General features: G+C 70.3%; 16 protein-coding genes. 9 read left to right on the top strand and 7 right to left on the bottom strand.

Annotated features, from left to right (window positions below):
• Nucleotides 1-31: 31 nt before the first annotated feature.
• The 3 genes from flgF (at nt 32) to CQW49_RS18765 (ending at nt 2,621) form a co-directional block, all read left to right on the top strand.
• Nucleotides 32-754: a flagellar basal-body rod protein FlgF gene (gene flgF, locus CQW49_RS18775; RefSeq protein ID WP_003613371.1), complete on the top strand. Its 723-nt coding sequence runs from the start codon at nt 32-34 to the stop codon at nt 752-754.
• Complete coding sequence (gene fliI / locus CQW49_RS18770) at nt 754-2,094, top strand: flagellar protein export ATPase FliI (RefSeq protein ID WP_003613374.1); 1,341 nt, start codon at nt 754-756, stop codon at nt 2,092-2,094. The genes flgF and fliI overlap by 1 nt, the downstream gene beginning before the upstream one ends.
• A 74-nt stretch (nt 2,095-2,168) precedes the next feature.
• Entirely contained in the window at nt 2,169-2,621 is a 453-nt protein-coding gene (locus CQW49_RS18765) for a hypothetical protein (protein WP_003613376.1), read from the top strand.
• Between the two features lie 21 nt (nt 2,622-2,642).
• Here the strand turns inward: CQW49_RS18765 and CQW49_RS18760 are convergent, their stop codons facing one another.
• Nucleotides 2,643-3,092, bottom strand: coding sequence for a hypothetical protein (locus CQW49_RS18760; RefSeq protein WP_244441277.1), 450 nt, complete (start codon nt 3,090-3,092; stop codon nt 2,643-2,645).
• Nucleotides 3,093-3,382: 290 nt separating this feature from the next.
• On the opposite strand from CQW49_RS18760, the gene CQW49_RS18755 reads away from it, so the two are divergent.
• Complete coding sequence (locus CQW49_RS18755; RefSeq protein WP_040566872.1) at nt 3,383-4,591, top strand: ATP-grasp domain-containing protein; 1,209 nt, start codon at nt 3,383-3,385, stop codon at nt 4,589-4,591.
• A gap of 102 nt (nt 4,592-4,693) precedes the next feature.
• On the opposite strand, the gene CQW49_RS18750 is transcribed toward CQW49_RS18755, so the two are convergent.
• Nucleotides 4,694-5,185 (bottom strand): transglycosylase SLT domain-containing protein, encoded by a 492-nt coding sequence (locus tag CQW49_RS18750; protein ID WP_003613379.1) that lies wholly within the window; start codon nt 5,183-5,185, stop codon nt 4,694-4,696.
• Between the two features lie 46 nt (nt 5,186-5,231).
• Nucleotides 5,232-6,440, bottom strand: a complete 1,209-nt coding sequence (locus CQW49_RS18745; protein WP_155931234.1) for a flagellar hook-length control protein FliK — start codon at nt 6,438-6,440, stop codon at nt 5,232-5,234.
• On the opposite strand from CQW49_RS18745, the gene CQW49_RS24775 reads away from it, so the two are divergent.
• The 5 genes from CQW49_RS24775 to CQW49_RS18725 all read left to right on the top strand — a co-directional run bounded on the left by CQW49_RS24775 (nt 6,424) and on the right by CQW49_RS18725 (nt 10,812).
• Nucleotides 6,424-6,636 (top strand): hypothetical protein, encoded by a 213-nt coding sequence (locus tag CQW49_RS24775; protein WP_155931235.1) that lies wholly within the window; start codon nt 6,424-6,426, stop codon nt 6,634-6,636. The two genes, CQW49_RS18745 and CQW49_RS24775, sit on opposite strands and share 17 nt — an antisense overlap.
• Nucleotides 6,637-6,645: 9 nt before the next feature.
• A complete protein-coding gene (locus CQW49_RS18740; RefSeq protein ID WP_024749492.1) occupies nt 6,646-7,098 on the top strand; it encodes a hypothetical protein in 453 nt (150 codons plus the stop codon).
• A 36-nt stretch (nt 7,099-7,134) separates the two neighbouring features.
• A complete protein-coding gene (locus CQW49_RS18735; RefSeq protein WP_003613382.1) occupies nt 7,135-8,133 on the top strand; it encodes a hypothetical protein in 999 nt (332 codons plus the stop codon).
• Nucleotides 8,134-8,277: 144 nt separating this feature from the next.
• Complete coding sequence (locus tag CQW49_RS18730) at nt 8,278-9,471, top strand: hypothetical protein (protein ID WP_024749493.1); 1,194 nt, start codon at nt 8,278-8,280, stop codon at nt 9,469-9,471.
• 138 nt (nt 9,472-9,609) lie between these two features.
• Nucleotides 9,610-10,812, top strand: coding sequence for a hypothetical protein (locus tag CQW49_RS18725; RefSeq protein ID WP_155931236.1), 1,203 nt, complete (start codon nt 9,610-9,612; stop codon nt 10,810-10,812).
• Nucleotides 10,813-11,503: 691 nt separating this feature from the next.
• Here the strand turns inward: CQW49_RS18725 and CQW49_RS18715 are convergent.
• From CQW49_RS18715 to fliF, 4 genes are read right to left on the bottom strand one after another with little or no spacing between them, the layout of a single operon-like run.
• A complete protein-coding gene (locus tag CQW49_RS18715) occupies nt 11,504-12,637 on the bottom strand; it encodes a hypothetical protein (RefSeq protein ID WP_003614222.1) in 1,134 nt (377 codons plus the stop codon).
• On the bottom strand, nt 12,637-13,782 hold the full coding sequence (locus tag CQW49_RS18710) for a flagellar motor protein MotB (protein ID WP_003614224.1): 1,146 nt from the start codon (nt 13,780-13,782) through the stop codon (nt 12,637-12,639). The genes CQW49_RS18715 and CQW49_RS18710 overlap by 1 nt, the downstream gene beginning before the upstream one ends.
• Entirely contained in the window at nt 13,779-14,417 is a 639-nt protein-coding gene (locus CQW49_RS18705; protein ID WP_003614225.1) for a hypothetical protein, read from the bottom strand. Before CQW49_RS18705 ends, CQW49_RS18710 begins: the two co-directional genes overlap by 4 nt.
• Complete coding sequence (gene fliF / locus CQW49_RS18700) at nt 14,417-16,072, bottom strand: flagellar basal-body MS-ring/collar protein FliF (protein WP_003614226.1); 1,656 nt, start codon at nt 16,070-16,072, stop codon at nt 14,417-14,419. Before fliF ends, CQW49_RS18705 begins: the two co-directional genes overlap by 1 nt.
• Nucleotides 16,073-16,219 lie beyond the last annotated feature (147 nt).

Below are 16,219 nucleotides of genomic sequence, written 5' to 3'. Positions count from 1 at the left end.
CGCGGCTGCGCCACGACGGATCGCTTCGAACATGCAATCGGCCTTCTATGTCTCGCTCTCCGCGCAGCTGTCGATCGACAAGCGCATGGAGACGATCGCCAACAACATCGCCAACGCCGCCACCGCCGGCTATCGCGCCGATGGCGTCAGCTTCGAGAGCGTCGTTACGAAGACGGGGGCCGACGCGGTCGCCTATGCCTCGGCGGGGCGCGACTATGTCTCCCGCGTCGCCGGCGACATGCAGCGCACCGGCGATCCGTTCGACGTCGCCGTCGTCCGGCGCGCCTTCTTCGCCATTCGCACGCCGGATGGCGTGGCATACACGCGCGACGGCCGCATGAAGATGACCGAAACCGGCGATCTGCAGACGGTCGGCGGATATCCGATCCTCGACGCCGGCAATTCCGCGGTCGTGCTCGACCCGACCGCCGGACCGCCGATGATCTCGCGCGACGGCATGATCAACCAAGCCGGCCGCCAGATCGGCGCGATAGGCCTGTTCATGATCGACGGCGACGTCAAGCTGTCGCGCGGCCCCGGCGCCAGCGTCATCCCGGATAAGCCGGCGACAGCGGTTCTCGACTTCGGGCGCAACGGCGTCGAGCAGGGCGTCGTCGAAACCGCCAATGTCAATCCGGTTCGCGAGATGGTGAAGCTCATCTCCGCCTCGCGCGCCTTCGAGAGCGTCAGCTCGATGAATGATCTGCTCGACAGCTCGCAACGCGACGCGATTCGCACGATCGGCGGCGGCTGATGGCGTCGCTCCAACGTCTGCGCGAGGCGGTCTCGCGCCATCAGCGCAACAAGGATCTCGCACGCGTTTCCGGCCTCGTAACCGAGGTCGCCGCCTCGCATTGCCGCGTCCTGGGTCTTTCGGATTTCGTCGAGCTCGGCGAATGCGTGCGCTTCGGCGCGCCGACAGACGAGCGGCTCGGCCAGGTGGTGAAGGTCGCGAAGGACGGCGCGATCGTCAAATGCTTCGACGATCGCGCGCGCATCGGCCTCAACACGCCGGCCTTTCGCGCCGGCCCCATCGAGATCGCGCCGCACCCCGATTGGATCGGCCGCGTGCTCGACGCTTTCGGCCGCCCGGTCGACGATCGCGGCGCCGTTTCGCGCGGGGACGCGTCGCTGCAGGTCGACGCCAGCGCGCCGCTGGCGATGCGCCGGGCGCGCGTGACGACGCCGGTGCGCACGGGCGTCAAGGCGGTCGATTGCTTCACGCCGATCTGCGCGGGTCAGCGCATCGGCGTGTTCGCCGGCTCCGGCGTCGGCAAATCCACTCTGCTCGGCATGCTGGCGCGCGCGCCGGGCTTCGATCTCGCGGTCGTCTGCCTCGTCGGCGAACGCGGACGCGAGGTGCGCGAGTTCCTCGAGGAGGCTTTGGCGGGCGCGCATGCGCGCGACTCCATCACTATCGTCGCGACCGGCGACGAAAGCCCGATGATGCGCCGCCTCGCGCCGCTGACGGCGACGACCGTCGCCGAATATTTCCGCGACTGCGGCCGCAATGTGCTGCTCATCGTCGATTCGGTGACGCGCTTCGCCCACGCCTCGCGCGAGGTGGCGCTCGCCGCCGGCGAGCCGCCGGTCGCGCATGGCTACACGCCGAGCGTGTTCGCCGATATTCCGCGCCTGCTGGAGCGCGCTGGACCCGGCGAGGAAGGCAAGGGCACGATCACCGGCGTCTTCTCGGTGCTCGTCGACGGCGATAATCACAATGATCCGATCGCCGATTGCGTGCGCGGCACGCTCGACGGGCACATCGTGCTCGATCGCGCCATCGCCGAGCAGGGACGCTATCCGGCCATCGATCTCAAGACCTCGATCTCGCGTCTCGCGCATCACGCGTGGCGACCGGAGCAGCGGCATCTCATCCAGAAGTTGCGCGCTCTGGTGTCGCGATTCGAGGATACGCGCGATCTGCGCATGCTCGGCGGCTATCAGAAGGGAAGCGATCCGGAACTCGACCAGTCGGTGCTGCTCGTGCCGAAATTATATGAGGCGGTGTGCCAGTCGCCGCAATCGCCGCCCAGCATGGACCCGTTCCGCGAGGTCGCGGATCGTCTGCAGCAGGCCTCGGCGCAGGGCTGACGTCTTCCGTCATGAACCAATCTTTCATTCCTTCCTGGGCATGATTCAGTCCGTCACACCGGCGGATGAGGCCCATGGACGATTTCGCGACAATCTTGACGCGGCTCGAGGAGACGCCCCGCTCCGACGAGCGCAAGAGCGACCCGTCGCTCGCCTCGCTCCTCGAGGTGTTCGCGCGTCTCGACACGGCGACGCCGAAGTCCTCGGATAAGGAGCGCGCGTCGCTGGCTTCGCGCGTCTATGGCGCTTCCTCCGAGCCGCCGGCGCCGCGCGCCGATGCGGAGCGCAGCCAACCCCTTCCCGACCGGGAGGCGTTTTTTGCCGAGCTGCGCCGCGCCGAAGGCTCCTTGCACGAATTGCGCGCGCTGCGGCGTCGCATCGCCTGGCTCTGTCATCCCGATCGCCGCGAGAAGTCCGGCGCGCGTCAGGCGGAACGCCTGCTCGCGGAGTTCAACGCGCAGATCGACGCCGCTGTCGCTCGCGCGCCGTGGCAGAAGCTGCGTCACGGCGGCGCGTCGCGACGATAGAGCGAGCGCCGCGCTCCCCGTTCAATTGCCAGCGACGATTCCGCTCGGCGTCACCAGCACCCATTTGTCGCCGCGACGCTCGAAGGCGGTGATGCGTCCCAATCCGGCGACGACGTCGCCGGGCGATACGCGCACGATCGCGTTCGGCGTCTCCAGCAGCGCCGCGCCGCCGCGCACCTCGAGCAGATGGAATCCCGTGATCGTCGGCGTCTGCGGCGATTCGCCGATCGAGCCGACCGGCGCATAGTCGACCTTCGCTTGCGCTTGCAGCTGAGGCCGAGACTCCGATTGCGTCTGCGGCTGCGTCTGAGCGATCTGCATCTGCGCGCGCTGCGCCGCCAGAGTCGCGGGCCGGCTGTAGATAGACAAATGCTCGATACCGGCGAATTGCGGGCTGCGCTCATTGTCGGAGATCATATAGCCGGCAAAGGCGGTGGAGGCGACCGCGAGGCCGATTCCGACTGAACGCACCACGGTTTCCCCGGTGGTCCGCGCGTGCGATTGCGGCGAGCCGCGGCGTTCGGCGAATAACGCCGGCGCCGGCGCGGATGGCGCGCGTCGCGCAGCGTCGGTTCGCGGTGTCGTCCCATTGCGCATGCGATCATCTCCCGAATCGGTCGATCATTGAATGGATAGCGCAAATCGAAGACGAGAGAAATCGGCGCCGCGAGAGACGACAAGCTTCGGGAAATGTTTGAAAGATAGCAATGTGCGCGTCAAGCGTCATTCGGGTCGAGGCGACCCTCTAGATGGTGAATTCGATGCGTGTCGACGATGCCTCGGTCCAACGCAACGCTCTGCCGATCGGTCTTGCGAAATTGACGCGCCTGGCTTTCGCCGGCGTCGATCTCGGCCGCATCGCCGGACGGCTGCGCGGCATGTGCGAGCGTGACCCGTCACATGCGGGCGCGCTGATGGATCTCTCTGTCATCGATCAGCTCAACGGCGATGTCGTCATCGGCCTCGAGCGTCAGGCGCTGGCGCTGAGCCAGCAACGCGTGTTCCACAGCACCTGCTGCGGCGCCAATCCACGGCTGCGCGTGCTCGCCTTCTTCGCCGCGGCCGATATCGGCGCCAACACGCCGCTCGAGTTCCTGCTCGAGGGCTCCGACATCGCGCTGACCATGGCCTATGCGCTGCCGGGCCGCGCGTTGCCCCATGATCTGCCCGATCATGATCTCGCCTTCGTCGCCATCGCCGCGACGCCGAGCAATCGACGTCTGCTCGCCGACCTCGAGGAGCGCCTGCGATTCTGGCCGGCGCCGGTGGTCAATCTGCCGGCGCGCGTGTCGATGCTGGAGCCCGACGATCTCGGCGATCATTTGCGCGATGTGCCGGGGCTGCGCACGCCCTTGTTCGAGCGCCGGCGACGCGACCAGCTCGCCGCGCCCGGCGACAGCTGCTTTCCGCTCGTCGTCAAGCCGGTCGCTCCGGCCGAATGGGAGCCCGAGAAGATCGACGGGCCAGACGCGCTCGGCGCCTTGCTGGCGCGGCGCCACGACCCCCAGTTCCGCGTCGCGCCCTTCATCGACTGCCGCGGCGCCGACGACCGCTATCGCAAGATCCGGGTGATCTTCGTCGATCGCCGCGCCTACGCCTGCCATCTCGCCGTCTCCGACGGCTGGAACGCCTCGCATGTCGACGCGCGCATGCAGGCCGACGCTGCGAGCCGGGCGGAGGAGGAGCAGTTCTTCGCGACCTTCGACACGGAGTTCGCCATACGCCATGCGCAGACGTTCGACGCGCTGATCGATCGCGTCGGCCTCGCTTATTTCGGCGTCGATTGCGCGGAGACCCTTTCGGGCGAGCTCGCGGTGTTTCGCGCCGATCACACGCTGCTCGTCCACGACATGGACCCCGTCGACGTCTTTCCCTACAGGCCGTCGCAGATGCGCAAGATGTTCGACGCCTTTTCGGGCTATCTCTATCAGGCGGCGGGTCGCTCGCGCGCGGAGAGGCGCCGGCCCTGACAAGGATCGAATCGAATGTCCAAAGAGCGAGCCCGAAGGCTCGCTCTTTGGATCCCATCGGCGTCGATGAAGCAGACCTCTAGCCTTAGGGCTCGCTCTCGTTCAACGCGCCGCCGCGCGGTCGCGCGGGCGACAAAAATCTCGCGCCGCGTCGGTCCAGGAGCCGAAGCCGCTCGCCACCATATTGGCGATCACCGCGCATACATAGGTCTTCTGCGCCGGCGCATTGCCGGGACCCGCATGATAGCGCGCGACCGCGCTGGTCCAGCTGCCTTCGCTGGCGCGCAGCGCCTTTAAGAACTTAGCGGCATAGCCGACATTGAGGCGCGGATCGAACATCGCCTCCACCGACGCGAATTTAGCGCCGTGATAATGGTGATTGACCTGCATGCAGCCGATGTCGATCAGCACGGCGCCGCCGCGCCGCGCCATCGCGAAGCGCTCCAGCGCCTCGCGCAGATCGGCGCTGAACACGGCGCGCCCCTGCACATTCATCGCATAGGCGTTGAGCGCGCCTCTCTGGCCGGTCTCGGTCAACGCCACGGCGTAGAGCACGGCGAGCGGCACGGCGTTCTCATTGGCCGCATGGATCATCTCGCGCTCGCAGATGTTCTGTGGCGGCGCGCCGGCGGCGCGCGAGTCAGAGATAGACGCCGCCGCTGCGACGATCGACAGAACGCCGAGCCACGCTCTCCGCCGCGCCGTCGTCGCGCTCGCTCTCGCGTCGTCGTCCGCCGGTCCCCTGGCCATCGCCCGCTCCTTCTCCTGCGACGTCGCGTCGCTCGCTATTCGCGCCATTGGCGGACGAGTCGAAACTCTGTCCAGCGGCCTGCGCTTGCGCGCCGTCCGCGGCCGGCGCAGCGATTTGGATCGTGCAGCCGTCGATGGCGCAGCCGGCCGACCGCATCGCCGCGACCAGAGCGTCGCGCGAGGATTCGAGCTCGTTCAACGCTTCCGACGAGCGCACGCTGATCTTCATCTCGACGCCGGAATGCACGAGCTTCATCTTCACGACGACGGCGCCGAGCGATTCCGGCGCGAGCTCGATCGTCATCGACTTGACGACATTCGACGTTGCGCGCGGCGCGGCGTCGGCGGCGCGCCGCGTCGCTGTCGCCGGCGCTGCCCCGCTTTGATCCTGTGCGAGCAGGCTGCGCGCTTGCGGGACCAGCAGCGCCGCCATCGCCGGAGCGGGTTGCGCGGTCGGCGCCGAGAGATCGACGCGGCCGAGCGGCGTAGCGACGATCTCCTCTTTCGGCGTCGCATCGGGCGAGCTTTCGACCTCCGCGGACGCAGGAACGGACCGCGACGCGGCGAGCGCGGCGGGAAGCGTCCACGCCACGCCAGTCGCTTCGGTCAGCCGGGGCGACGGCGAGGCCGATGGCTGGGATGTCGAGGAGACCGCGGCGAAGTCCGCGGCCTCGAGGGGCGGCGCCGATGTCGTGTCGTCGGCGTCGGGCGCATCGCTGCGCGGCAGATCGAGGACGGGGCTCGCGGCGGAGGACGGCCGTGGCGCGTCGCTGATCAGCGACGGAATCGCCGCGGCGAGGTCGAAGGATCGCGCCGCCTCGCCGGCCGAGCCCGCAGGACGTGCGGAGCGCGAAGCATCCTCCCGGCTCTGCGGTCGCGCGACGGTGGAGGGAGCTGCGAGCCGGCCGGCCGGGATCGAGCGCAGCAGCGCGAGCAGCCCGTCGTCATGGACAGGCTCGGTCGCCGCCGGCGCGCTCGCCGTTGCGGAGGGAGACGAGACCGACGCGGGACTCGCGACAGGGTCGCTCGCTTTGGCCGACGCCGGCGTCGCGGCGGCCTCGACGAGAGGCGCCGCGTTCGCCGTGGCAGGCTCCGTCACCTCGGCCTTCGGCTGGGCAAGAGCGGCGGCGCGCGGTCGAACGGTTTCCGCAGCGACGGGCGACGCCGGTTCGGCGTCGCGGCTCGACTGCGATTGGCTCGGCTGCGCCTGGGGAACCGCCGGGGCGGGGGTCGCCTGGGGAGCCGCCGGGGCGGGCGTGGTGGCGGTTGATCGCTCGGGCGCGGCGGATGGCTGAGCCCCGTCGATGGAAGCGACCTCCGCCGGAGGCGTCGCGGCGGCCGAAGGCTCCGCCTGCTTCGTCACATCGACCTGCGACGACGCAGCCGGCCGTGACGCAATGGCCGGCGGATCGACGCGGCTGGAAGGCGTGCGCGCTGCGGCGATCGTCGCCTCCGCATCCCCGGCCTCGACGGCGGCGGCGGTGGCTGTCGGAGAAACGGCGGCGACAGGTCGCGAGCGATCGACAACGGGCGGCGCGCTCTCAGCCGGCGCGGAAGAAGCGCGGACCTCTACGGAAGGAGGAACGACCGTGGACGACGCGGCGACGGCGCTCGGCGCGGCGCTGTCGATCCCAGGCCGCGCCTCGGCGGTCGCGCGGGACATTGTTGCGGCCGGCTCGGAGGGGCGCGCCTCGGAAATAGTCGAAGGCGCGGCGCTCTGGCGGGGAGTCGACGCCAACACGGTCGAGCCGGTGTGAGCTTCGGGCTCAACGGCCGCAGAAGGCGCCGCGGTCATGGAAGGCCCGGCCGGCGCATTCTGCGACGAGACGGAGGCGGTCGCATTCTGCCACAGTGGCGAGGCCGTGGAACGAGCCGGCAATTCGCTCGCCGGCGCGCTCTCTCCGGACTGCGGCGCGGTTGCGCGCGGCTCCGGGCTCGACACGGAACCGGACAGCGGAGCGCTCGGCGGCGCGACATCGATCGTCGCCTCGCGCGCGGCGGGAGCCGACGCTTCGGTCGTCACATTCGCTGGCGCCCCTGCGGTCGGAGCCGCGGCGACAGCCGGGTTCGCCGCGGGACGAGCGCTCTCCACAACCGTCGCAGGACGGCTCTCGAACGCTGCGCCGGAGTCGACGATGGCAGAGCGATTCACAACTGGAGCCGCCGACTGCCGCGGAACGGCGGCCGCCGCTTCGACGACCGGCTCTGGTAGCGCGGAAGAATCGAGGGGCGCGGAAGAAATCGTCTCCGCCGCACCTTTTGCCTGCGTCTGCGGCGCAGCTGCGGCGGTCTGTTGCGACGTCCTCGAGACGAAGGTCGCCCGCGGCGCCGACGGGACCTCGGCAGCTGGCGGCGAAGCTTCGGCGAGGACGGCCGACTCTGGCGCGGAGGGCGCTCGCATTTCGGCTGGCGCAGCCGCTCGCGTCGCGGCAGGCGTAACATCGACGTTCGGCGTGGCGCTCGCGTCGACCGTCGGCGAAGTCGAGGAACGCGAGGCTGACCGGAAATCGGTGGCGACGGGCCGGTCGGAAAGTCTCGGCTGCTCGCTGGTCGCGGCAGGCGGTTGCGGAAGCTTCGAGTCGATCGAGGCCGCGAGCGGGGTGTCACGCTCGGCCGGAATGCGCGCCGGAGTCGCGCTCGTCTTCGGGGCGTCCTCGTTCGGCGGCATGTCGGACGAGCTCGTGGCCGACGCTCGCGGGCGGCTGGTCTCCGTTCGGATCGGCGGATCGGCGGCCCGAATCGACGATGCGTCGACGGAAGCCGGCGGCTCCTGCGGCGCCTCGGCGGCGTAGCTGGGCTCGGCGGCCGGGGTGATTGCAGCAGTGCGAGCCGTCGATGGCGCTTCGGCGCGATCCGGTCGAGGAGCCTGCGCCGGCGTGCTCGCAGCCTCTCGAACCGCTGCCGGCTGCGCCGCGCTCACAGTCTCGGACCGAACGATGGACACGGAAACAGGACGATCCGCGCCGGAGGGCGACACGCTGGACGACGAAGCCGCGCTCGGCGCGGTGGAGATCGGGGCCTGCCGGACCATGACAGGCTCCACCGTGCTCGGAGGCGCGGCGTCAATCCGAGCCGTCGAGGCGACGGGGACGGTAGCGACGCGTTCCGCGCCGGAGGGCGCGCCGCGGGACGAAGGAACGTCGCTCGCTGCGGTTGCGCGCGGAGCCTCGCTGGCCGCGACCAGCTCCGCCGTGGGCGCCGGGGCGGCGTCGGACCAGGCCGGCGTGGGAGTGGACGCGGAAACGGAACGATCCGCCCCGGAGGGCGCGCCGCGGGACGAAGGAACGTCGCTCGCCACGGTTGTGCGCGGAGCCTCGCTGGCCGCGACCGGCTCCGCCGTGGGCGCCGGGGCGGCGTCGGACCAGGCCGACGTGGGAGTGGACGCGGAAACGGAACGATCCGCCCCGGAGGGCGCGCCGCGGGACGAAGGAACGTCGCTCGCCGCGGTTGTGCGCGGAGCCTCGCTGACCGCGACCGGCTCCGCCGTGGGCGCCGGGGCGGCGTCGGACCAGGCCGGCGCGGAAGTGGATGCGGAAAGGGAACGATCCGTCCCGGGGGGCGCGCCGCGGGACGAAGGAACGTCGCTCGCTGCGGTTGTCCGCGGAGCCTCGCTGACCGCGACCGGCTCCGCCGTGGGCGCCGGGGCGGCGGCGGACCAGGCCGGCGCGGGAGTGGACGCGGAAACGGAACGATCCGCCCCGGAGGGCGCGCCGCGGGACGAAGGAACGTCGCTCGCCGCGGTTGTCCACGGAGCCTCGCTGGCCGCGACCGGCTCCGCCGTGGGCGCCGGGGCGGCGTCGGACCAGGCCGACGTGGGAGTGGACGCGGAAACGGAACGATCCGCCCCGGAGGGCGCGCCGCGGGACGAAGGAACGTCGCTCGCCGCGGTTGTCCGCGGAGCCTCGCTGACCGCGACCGGCTCCGCCGTGGGCGCCGGGGCGGCGTCAGAACCAGCCGTCGAGGCAAGGGACGTGGAGGCCGGACGATCCCCGCCGGCCGGCGGGGCGCTGCGGGATGAAGCGGCGCTCGGCGCGGGCGCGCTCGGAACGTCGCTGATCGCGATAGACCCCGCCGTGGTCGCCGGAGGCGCGTCAGAGCCAGCCGTCGAGGCGAGGGACGTGGAAACCTGACGATCCGCGCCGGCGGGCGGGGCGCTGCGGGAAGTAGCGGCGGCGCTCGGCGCGGGCGCGCTCGGAACGTCGCTGATCGCGACAGGCTCCGCCGTGGTCGCCGGGACCGCGTCGGAGCGAACCGTCGAGGCGAGGGACGTGGAAGCCGGACGGTCCGCGCCGGCGGGCTGGGCGCTGCGGGACGCAGCGGAGGCGCTCGGCGCGGGCGCGCTCGCGCTCGGAACGTCGCTGATCGCGAGAGGCGCCGCCATGGTCGCCGGGGCCGCGTCGGAGCGCGCCGTCGAGGCGAGGGACGTGGAAGCCGGATGGTCCGCGCCGGCCGGCGGGGCGCTGCGGGACGACGCGGCGCTCGGCGCGGGCGCGCTGGCTGGCTCCGACGCGGCCCCGGCGACCACGGCGGAGCCTGTCGCGATCAGCGAATCGAGGGACGTGGAAACCGGACGGTCCGCGCCGGCCTGCAGGGCGCTGAGGGACGAAGCGGCGGCGCTCGGCGCGGTAAGCCGTTCAGCGGGGCGCGTTCCGTTCTCGACCGCCCGCTGCGACTCGACGCGCTGCGTGGCGCTCGCGAATTTGTCCAGCTCCGGCGCAGAGGGCTGCGCCGAGTCCGGCGCCGCGGAGGGCGCGCTCGTTTCGGGAGCCTCGAACGGGACGGGCGGCGACTCGACGGGGGCGCTCGCGCGCGCCGTCTCGTCGATGCTCGATCCCTTTGATGATGCGACCACGGGCGTCCGCTCGGCTCTCTCGTCGCTCGCCACCGTGAGCGGCGGCGTCGGGGATGCTGTCCGGACCTCCGTTTCACGCGGCGCCGACGCCACGACGAGTTCGGGGTTCGCCGATGCGGGAGCGACCGTGGATGTCGAGCGACCCGCTCGCTGCGACGTGGACGGTGCGGCGACGTTCGAGGTTTCGAGGGCGGCCGCGCTCGGCGACGCATTCTCGACGACCGTGACGCCGGGAAGAGTTCGCCCGGCGGAAGATGACGCGCTCGCGGCGAAGCGCTCGGCGACAGGCGCGACGGCCGCGGCCGTCGCCCTGGCGCTCGGCGTCGCCGAGACGGGGCGGGCGGTCGTCTCGGCGAGAGCCGAACGGACGCGCGCAGTGGACGCAGGACGATCCGATTCGACGGCCGGCGTCGCGGCGGCGATCGGAGTCGGGGGGACGCTCTGCTCGACTCGGTTCGGCGCGGAAGCAGCGCTCTGCTTTGGCTTCGCCGCCGACGAAGCGGCGCTGGGCCGCGTCGTGGCCACGGGCGCGGCGGCGGCGCGGGAGCTCGGCGCCGTTTCGGTCGTCGCGCGGCCCTGCGGCGCGGCGGCGACGGCGGAGGCCTCGAGCTTCGCCTGACGCGGCTTCGCCTCGGCGCTCCGGGCCACTGTCGCGCTAGGGACGGAGCGAGCGGCGGGCGGTTCGCCGGTGCTCGGCGTCTCGGATGCGGGCGCCGATGGGTCCGCATGGGTCGCGCGCGCGCCCTCTCGCCGTGAGGGCGGCGCGAAGCGCGCGGGCGCCGTCGAGTCCTCGGCGTCGGCGAGCGGCGTCGGCTCGACGCGGGCGGATGCGAATGTGGATGTGGATGTGGATGCGTACACCGAAGCGTAAGCGGTCTTCTCTGCGGGCGCGGACCGACGGGACGGCGTCTCGGCCGCGGAAGCGGAGGCCGAGGCCGAGGCCGGAGCGTCCCGTTCGGCGGCAGGCGGCGGCGGCGCGAAGGTCGGCGCCAGCACGCTCGAGACAAAAGAGAGATCGCCCGCGCTCTCTAGCGCAAGCGGCGGAGACGTCGGCGCCGCCTCGGCGGCCGGCGGATCGGCGTCCTTTGCGGCGATCGGCTCATCGGAGGCGCCCTCCTCCGTTTCGCCGTCGATCCGTGCGGCGGGCGCCTGCGGCTCGGCGGCGCCCGCCGTCTCATCGAGCCCGGAGAGCACGGCGCCGAAGTCGGATGCGCTCGCTGCGCTGTCGTCGAGAACGCCGCGCGGCGAGCCGGATGCGCGAGCGCGCATGAGCTGATCGGCGGCGACGCTCGACAGCAACGAAGCGAGATTCATTTTTGCACCGTCTTTTGCAGCAGTATTTCGGAATCGTCGAGGGCCTGGCGCGCCGCTCGCTCGACGGGCAGCTCGTCGCGCGCGGACATCGTCTTTTCGGCGGCCTCCGGTGAGAGCCGCAAATGATCGATCGCGCCGGCGACGACCGCGCGCAGCTCCTTGTCGCCGCGCTCGAGAGAGCTGACGTCGAGCGCGGCGAACTCGCTCGCCGCCGCTTCGAAATCGCCGCCGAGCGCCGTCAGCGCCGCGCGGTTGAGCGCGACGCGCGCCTTGGCCTGATGGGTGTCGGCGAGCGTCGCGGCGCGATCGGTCTCGAGAGCCGCGAGCGCAGGGCGTCCATGCAGGATGGCGTTCTGCGCGATGGTCATATGGAGATCGAAGCGTGTCGCAGCCGGCGTCGCGTCGAACAGCGCCAGAAATTCGCCCAGCTGCCGCTCGGGGATGTCCAATGCGACGCGAATCGTCGCCGCGCGCGCCTCGCCCCAGAAATTGCGCGCGAAGGGCGAGCGCGAATATTGCGCCACATATCGGCGCGCCAGCAAAAGGAATTTGGCGGCGTCCTGCAGCGGATCGACGACCGCGACCTCGCGCCGCAGCGCCGCCTCCTCGACGAGCGAGCTCGGCATGAGCAGTCGCGCGAGATCGAGCAGCTCGCGCGCCCGCGCATTGTCGGAGCCGATCAACAACCCGCCGCGCACCAGAGCGAGATGGCCGCCGAGCGTCGCCGGCTGCTCCTTCGGATCGATCTGCGCGAACATCGGCATGGCGTCGCGGCTGCGCCCTTCCGCATAAGCGAGGCTGGCGTCGATGAGCGGCCGGTCCGCATCAGAGAAGAGATTCGCGTCGAAGATCTTGCGAATGGCGCGCGGCGAGCCGCCGCCGAGGAGATAGGTCGCCGCCGCGCGGCCGTTGGCGCGCTCCTTCCAACTGTCGGCCTCGGCCGTCGCGATCGCCGTCTGTATGCGCTCGACCTGCGCCGGTATCGCGGCGCGCGCGGTCGCCGCGCCGCGCGCCATGCCGTCCTGCAGGCCGGTGAGCTTGCGCACCAGATCGACGAACTCGTCGGCCTGCGCGCAGACGACGCCGCTCCACAGCGACAGCGCCGCGGCGAGACCCAACGCGGCGCGCATCACGCCCCGCCTTTGCGCACGAGAATTTCGATGCGTCGATTGACGGCGGCGAGCGGCTCCTTCTGCGCCTTCAGATTGCGGTCGGCGTAGCCGGCGATCTTGACGACGCGCTTCTCGGCGAGGCCGCCGCGCAGCAGCATGTAATAGGCCATGTTGGCGCGATCGGCCGAGAGGCGCCAATTGTCGTAGACCTTGGATTTATAGGATCGCGCGTCCGTATGGCCGCGCAGCTCGACCTCTCCGGGCTGCTTGGCGAGCACGCCGGCGATCTGGCCGACGATGCGCACGAGCTGCGGCTTCGGCTTCACCGAGCCGATCGCGAACATGGAGAAATTCGCGTCGTCGGTGAGGCTGATCAGCAATCCTTCCGCGGTCTCGGTCACCTCGACATGCGGACCCGGCTGCGCATTCGCGCTTTCCGCTTTGGCGATTCTGTCGACCGCGGCGCGCGTCGCGGCGAGCTGCGCGGCTTCCGCCTTGGCCTTCTCCTCGGCTTTGGCCTTCTCGTCGGCCGCGGCTGTCGCCGCCGCCTGCCGCTGCTGGCGCGTCATCGTCTTGGCGCTCGTCGGCGGCGTCGAGGACGCCGGCTTGGCGCGCTCCTCGGCCCGCTCCGTCTCGCTCGCCTTGTCGGGCGAGCCGCTCTCCTCGACATGCGGCTCGACATAGCCGACGCCACGCCCGCTGCGGTCGAAGGGATCGCCGAAGATCGGCGGCGCCTGCTCCGTCTGGCCCTCTTTCGTGTTGCCGGGACCGGCGATCTCGTCGAGCGTCGTGATCGGATCGAAGAGCAACGCCGCCTCGCGCTGCGGCGCGTCCTTGTCGCTCTCGGGGGCGGCCCCCGAATGTTCTTTCTGCGTTGCGGCCGTCGGCTTCTCGCTCTTGCCCTGCCCTCCATCCTTGGGATCGCGCAGTCCCTTGTGCGCGGGATTGGAATCGACGAGCTGCACCGGATTGAAATATTGGACGATCGCCGCCTTGGTCTCCTTCGACGTGGAATTGATGATCCACATCACCAGAAAAAAGGCCATCATCGCGGTCATGAAGTCGGCGAAAGCGATTTTCCAGGCGCCGCCGTGATGTCCCTCTTCATGATCGCCGTGGTTCTTGCGGATGAAGATGATCTCGGCTTCTTTTTCCTCGCTCATTGCGCGCCATCCTCGTCGTGCAGCTCCCGCATCCAATCCTCGAGGCTCGTCTCGATCGTCGTGGCGTCGAGACGCGCGCGGACGTCGACGCCGCCAACATCCTCGATGCGCGTCGCGACGCCTTCGCCGCCGAGCTTCTCGCACAACGAGTCGAGCAGATCGGTCGGCCCGCAGAGGCGCACGACCGGATGTTCGCGGTCGGCGATCATGACGCGCAGGCGATCGACGAGCGCCTCGACCATGCGCTCGCGCACCTCGCCGGTCACGAAGGGCTCGAGCACGCGCCCGACATCGGCGCCGGTCTCCTCGACGAAGCGATCGAAGGCGGACCGGAACTGCTCGCCGAGCCGTTCTCCCTCCTCGCGCGCCCAGCTGCGCCGCTCGGTCTCGAGTCGCAGCAGCGACGCCGCCCGCTCGCGCGCGATCAGCTCCTCGCATTCTTCCTTGGCGGCGGCGCGTCCTTCCTCGACGAGCTGGTCGCGCAGCTCGTCGGTGAGCTCGACGATCGGCTCCCGCGGCTCCGTCTCCTCCGCCTCGATCAGAGGCTCATCGATGACGACGGGCTCGGGCGCGAGCGGCGCGACGACGCGCGGCTCGTCGAAGCGCCTCAGAAAATCGGCGACGGAGCGGGCCATCACACGCTCCCTTCGGCATACATCCATTGCTTCAATATCGCCGCAGCCTGCATCTCATCGGCCTCGATGAGCTGCTCGAGCTTCTTTTGCTGGTTGAATTTCTCACGTCCGCCGATGTCCTCGATGAGGCCTGTGTCCATCTGCCCCGTGAACTGCGGCATCTCCATCGGCGCGAACGGCAGCTCGATGGAGGGCTCGGCGCCGAGCAGCGGCGGCCCGACATCATCGGCGAGCGCCGTCTCCATCGGCGCCGGCGCCTCCGCGAGCAGAGCGCGCGAGGCCGGACGCAGGCCGAAGAAGACGAGAAGAAGCGTGACCAGGATCAGCGCGCCGGCGTTGATCACCGAGCCGAGCTGATGGGTGAGGGCCTCGCTCCACCCCGCCGGCTCGACCGGGGCGAGGTCGTTCTCGTTGATGGCGAAATCGACGGCCGAGACTTTGACCGTGTCGCCGCGGTCCTTGCGCACGCCGGCGGCGGAGGCGACGAGCTGCTCGATCTCCTTGAGCTGGCGCTCGAGCGCCTCCGGCTTCGGCGCATCCTTGCCGGAGCCGGCGAGGCTCCCGCGATTGACGAGAACGGCGATCGACAGATTCTCGAGCGTGTAGCCGCCGCTCACCGTGGTGACCGTCTTCGTGGACAATTCGAAATTGGTGAGCTCCTCGCTCTTCTTGTTCTCGTCGTTCGACTGCTTGCCCTCGCCGCCCGCCTGAGGCTTCTCCTGCGGGACGTTGCGCTCGACGCTGGCGGCCTGGCTCGTGCTGTTGTTCTGCGAGGTGGAGTTCTCCTTCACCACACGCACCGAACGCTCGACGCGCGATTCCGGATCGAAGATCGTCTCATTGGTCTGCTTGCGGTCGGTGTTGATCCGCGCGCGCACGCTGACCTGGAAATTGGCGAGGCGCAGATAAGGGGTGAGGGTGCGGCGGATATTGTCCTGTATGTCCTTGGAGACTGTCTTCTCGAGCGTCAGCGTCTTGGCCGGCGCCGCATCGGTCGCATCGCCATCGGAGGCCGAGAGCAGCATGCCGTCGGTGTTGAGCACCGTCACCTGATCGACCGTCATGCCGGGAATGGAGGCGGCGACGAGATGGCGGATCGCCTGCGCCGCTTTCGAATCGTCGGGGCTCTCGGTGCGAATCACCACCGAGGCGGAGGGCGGCTGGCGCACGCGGCGGAACGAGCCTTCGTCGGGCAGCACGATATGCACGCGCGCAGCCTTGACGCCGCGGATGAGCTGGATGGTGCGCGCGAGCTCGCCCTCGAGCGCGCGCACGCGCGTCACCTCCTGCATGAAGGACGTGAGGCCGAGCGAGCCGACCTTGTCGAACAGCTCATAGCCGGCGTTGGCGCTCTGCGGCAGGCCGCGCTCGGCGAGCAGCATGCGCGCCTGCGCCGTCTGCCCGTAGCGCACGAGCACGGCGTTGCCCTCCGGATTGATGTCGAAGGCGACGCCCGAGGATTTGAGCACGGCGCCGATGCGGCTCACATCCTCGCGGTCGAGCCCTGAATAGAGCACCTCGAAATCGGGCCGCGAGACGTAATAGGCGCCGAGCCCGGTGATCGCCAGGACCAGCGTGAAGATGAGCGCGAGAGCGGAGAGCTTTCTCGGTCCGAGCCCGATCAGATTGTCGCGAAGCTGATTGAAGCGGTCCATGAGCGCATTTCGTCGGAGTGGCGCAGTGCGGAATCCGACTTTTGCGCTCTTGGCTTGTGCGAGCCTCGCGATGGCGAACGTCGGAGCCGAATGCGCGACGGGCCGCGCCTCTCGGCGCGGCCCGTCCGGCGGAAAGGCGAGGCTTTT

The organism is Methylosinus trichosporium OB3b, assembly GCF_002752655.1.
GTDB lineage: Bacteria > Pseudomonadota > Alphaproteobacteria > Rhizobiales > Beijerinckiaceae > Methylosinus > Methylosinus trichosporium.
This window is presented reverse-complemented; position numbering and strand designations above follow the sequence as displayed.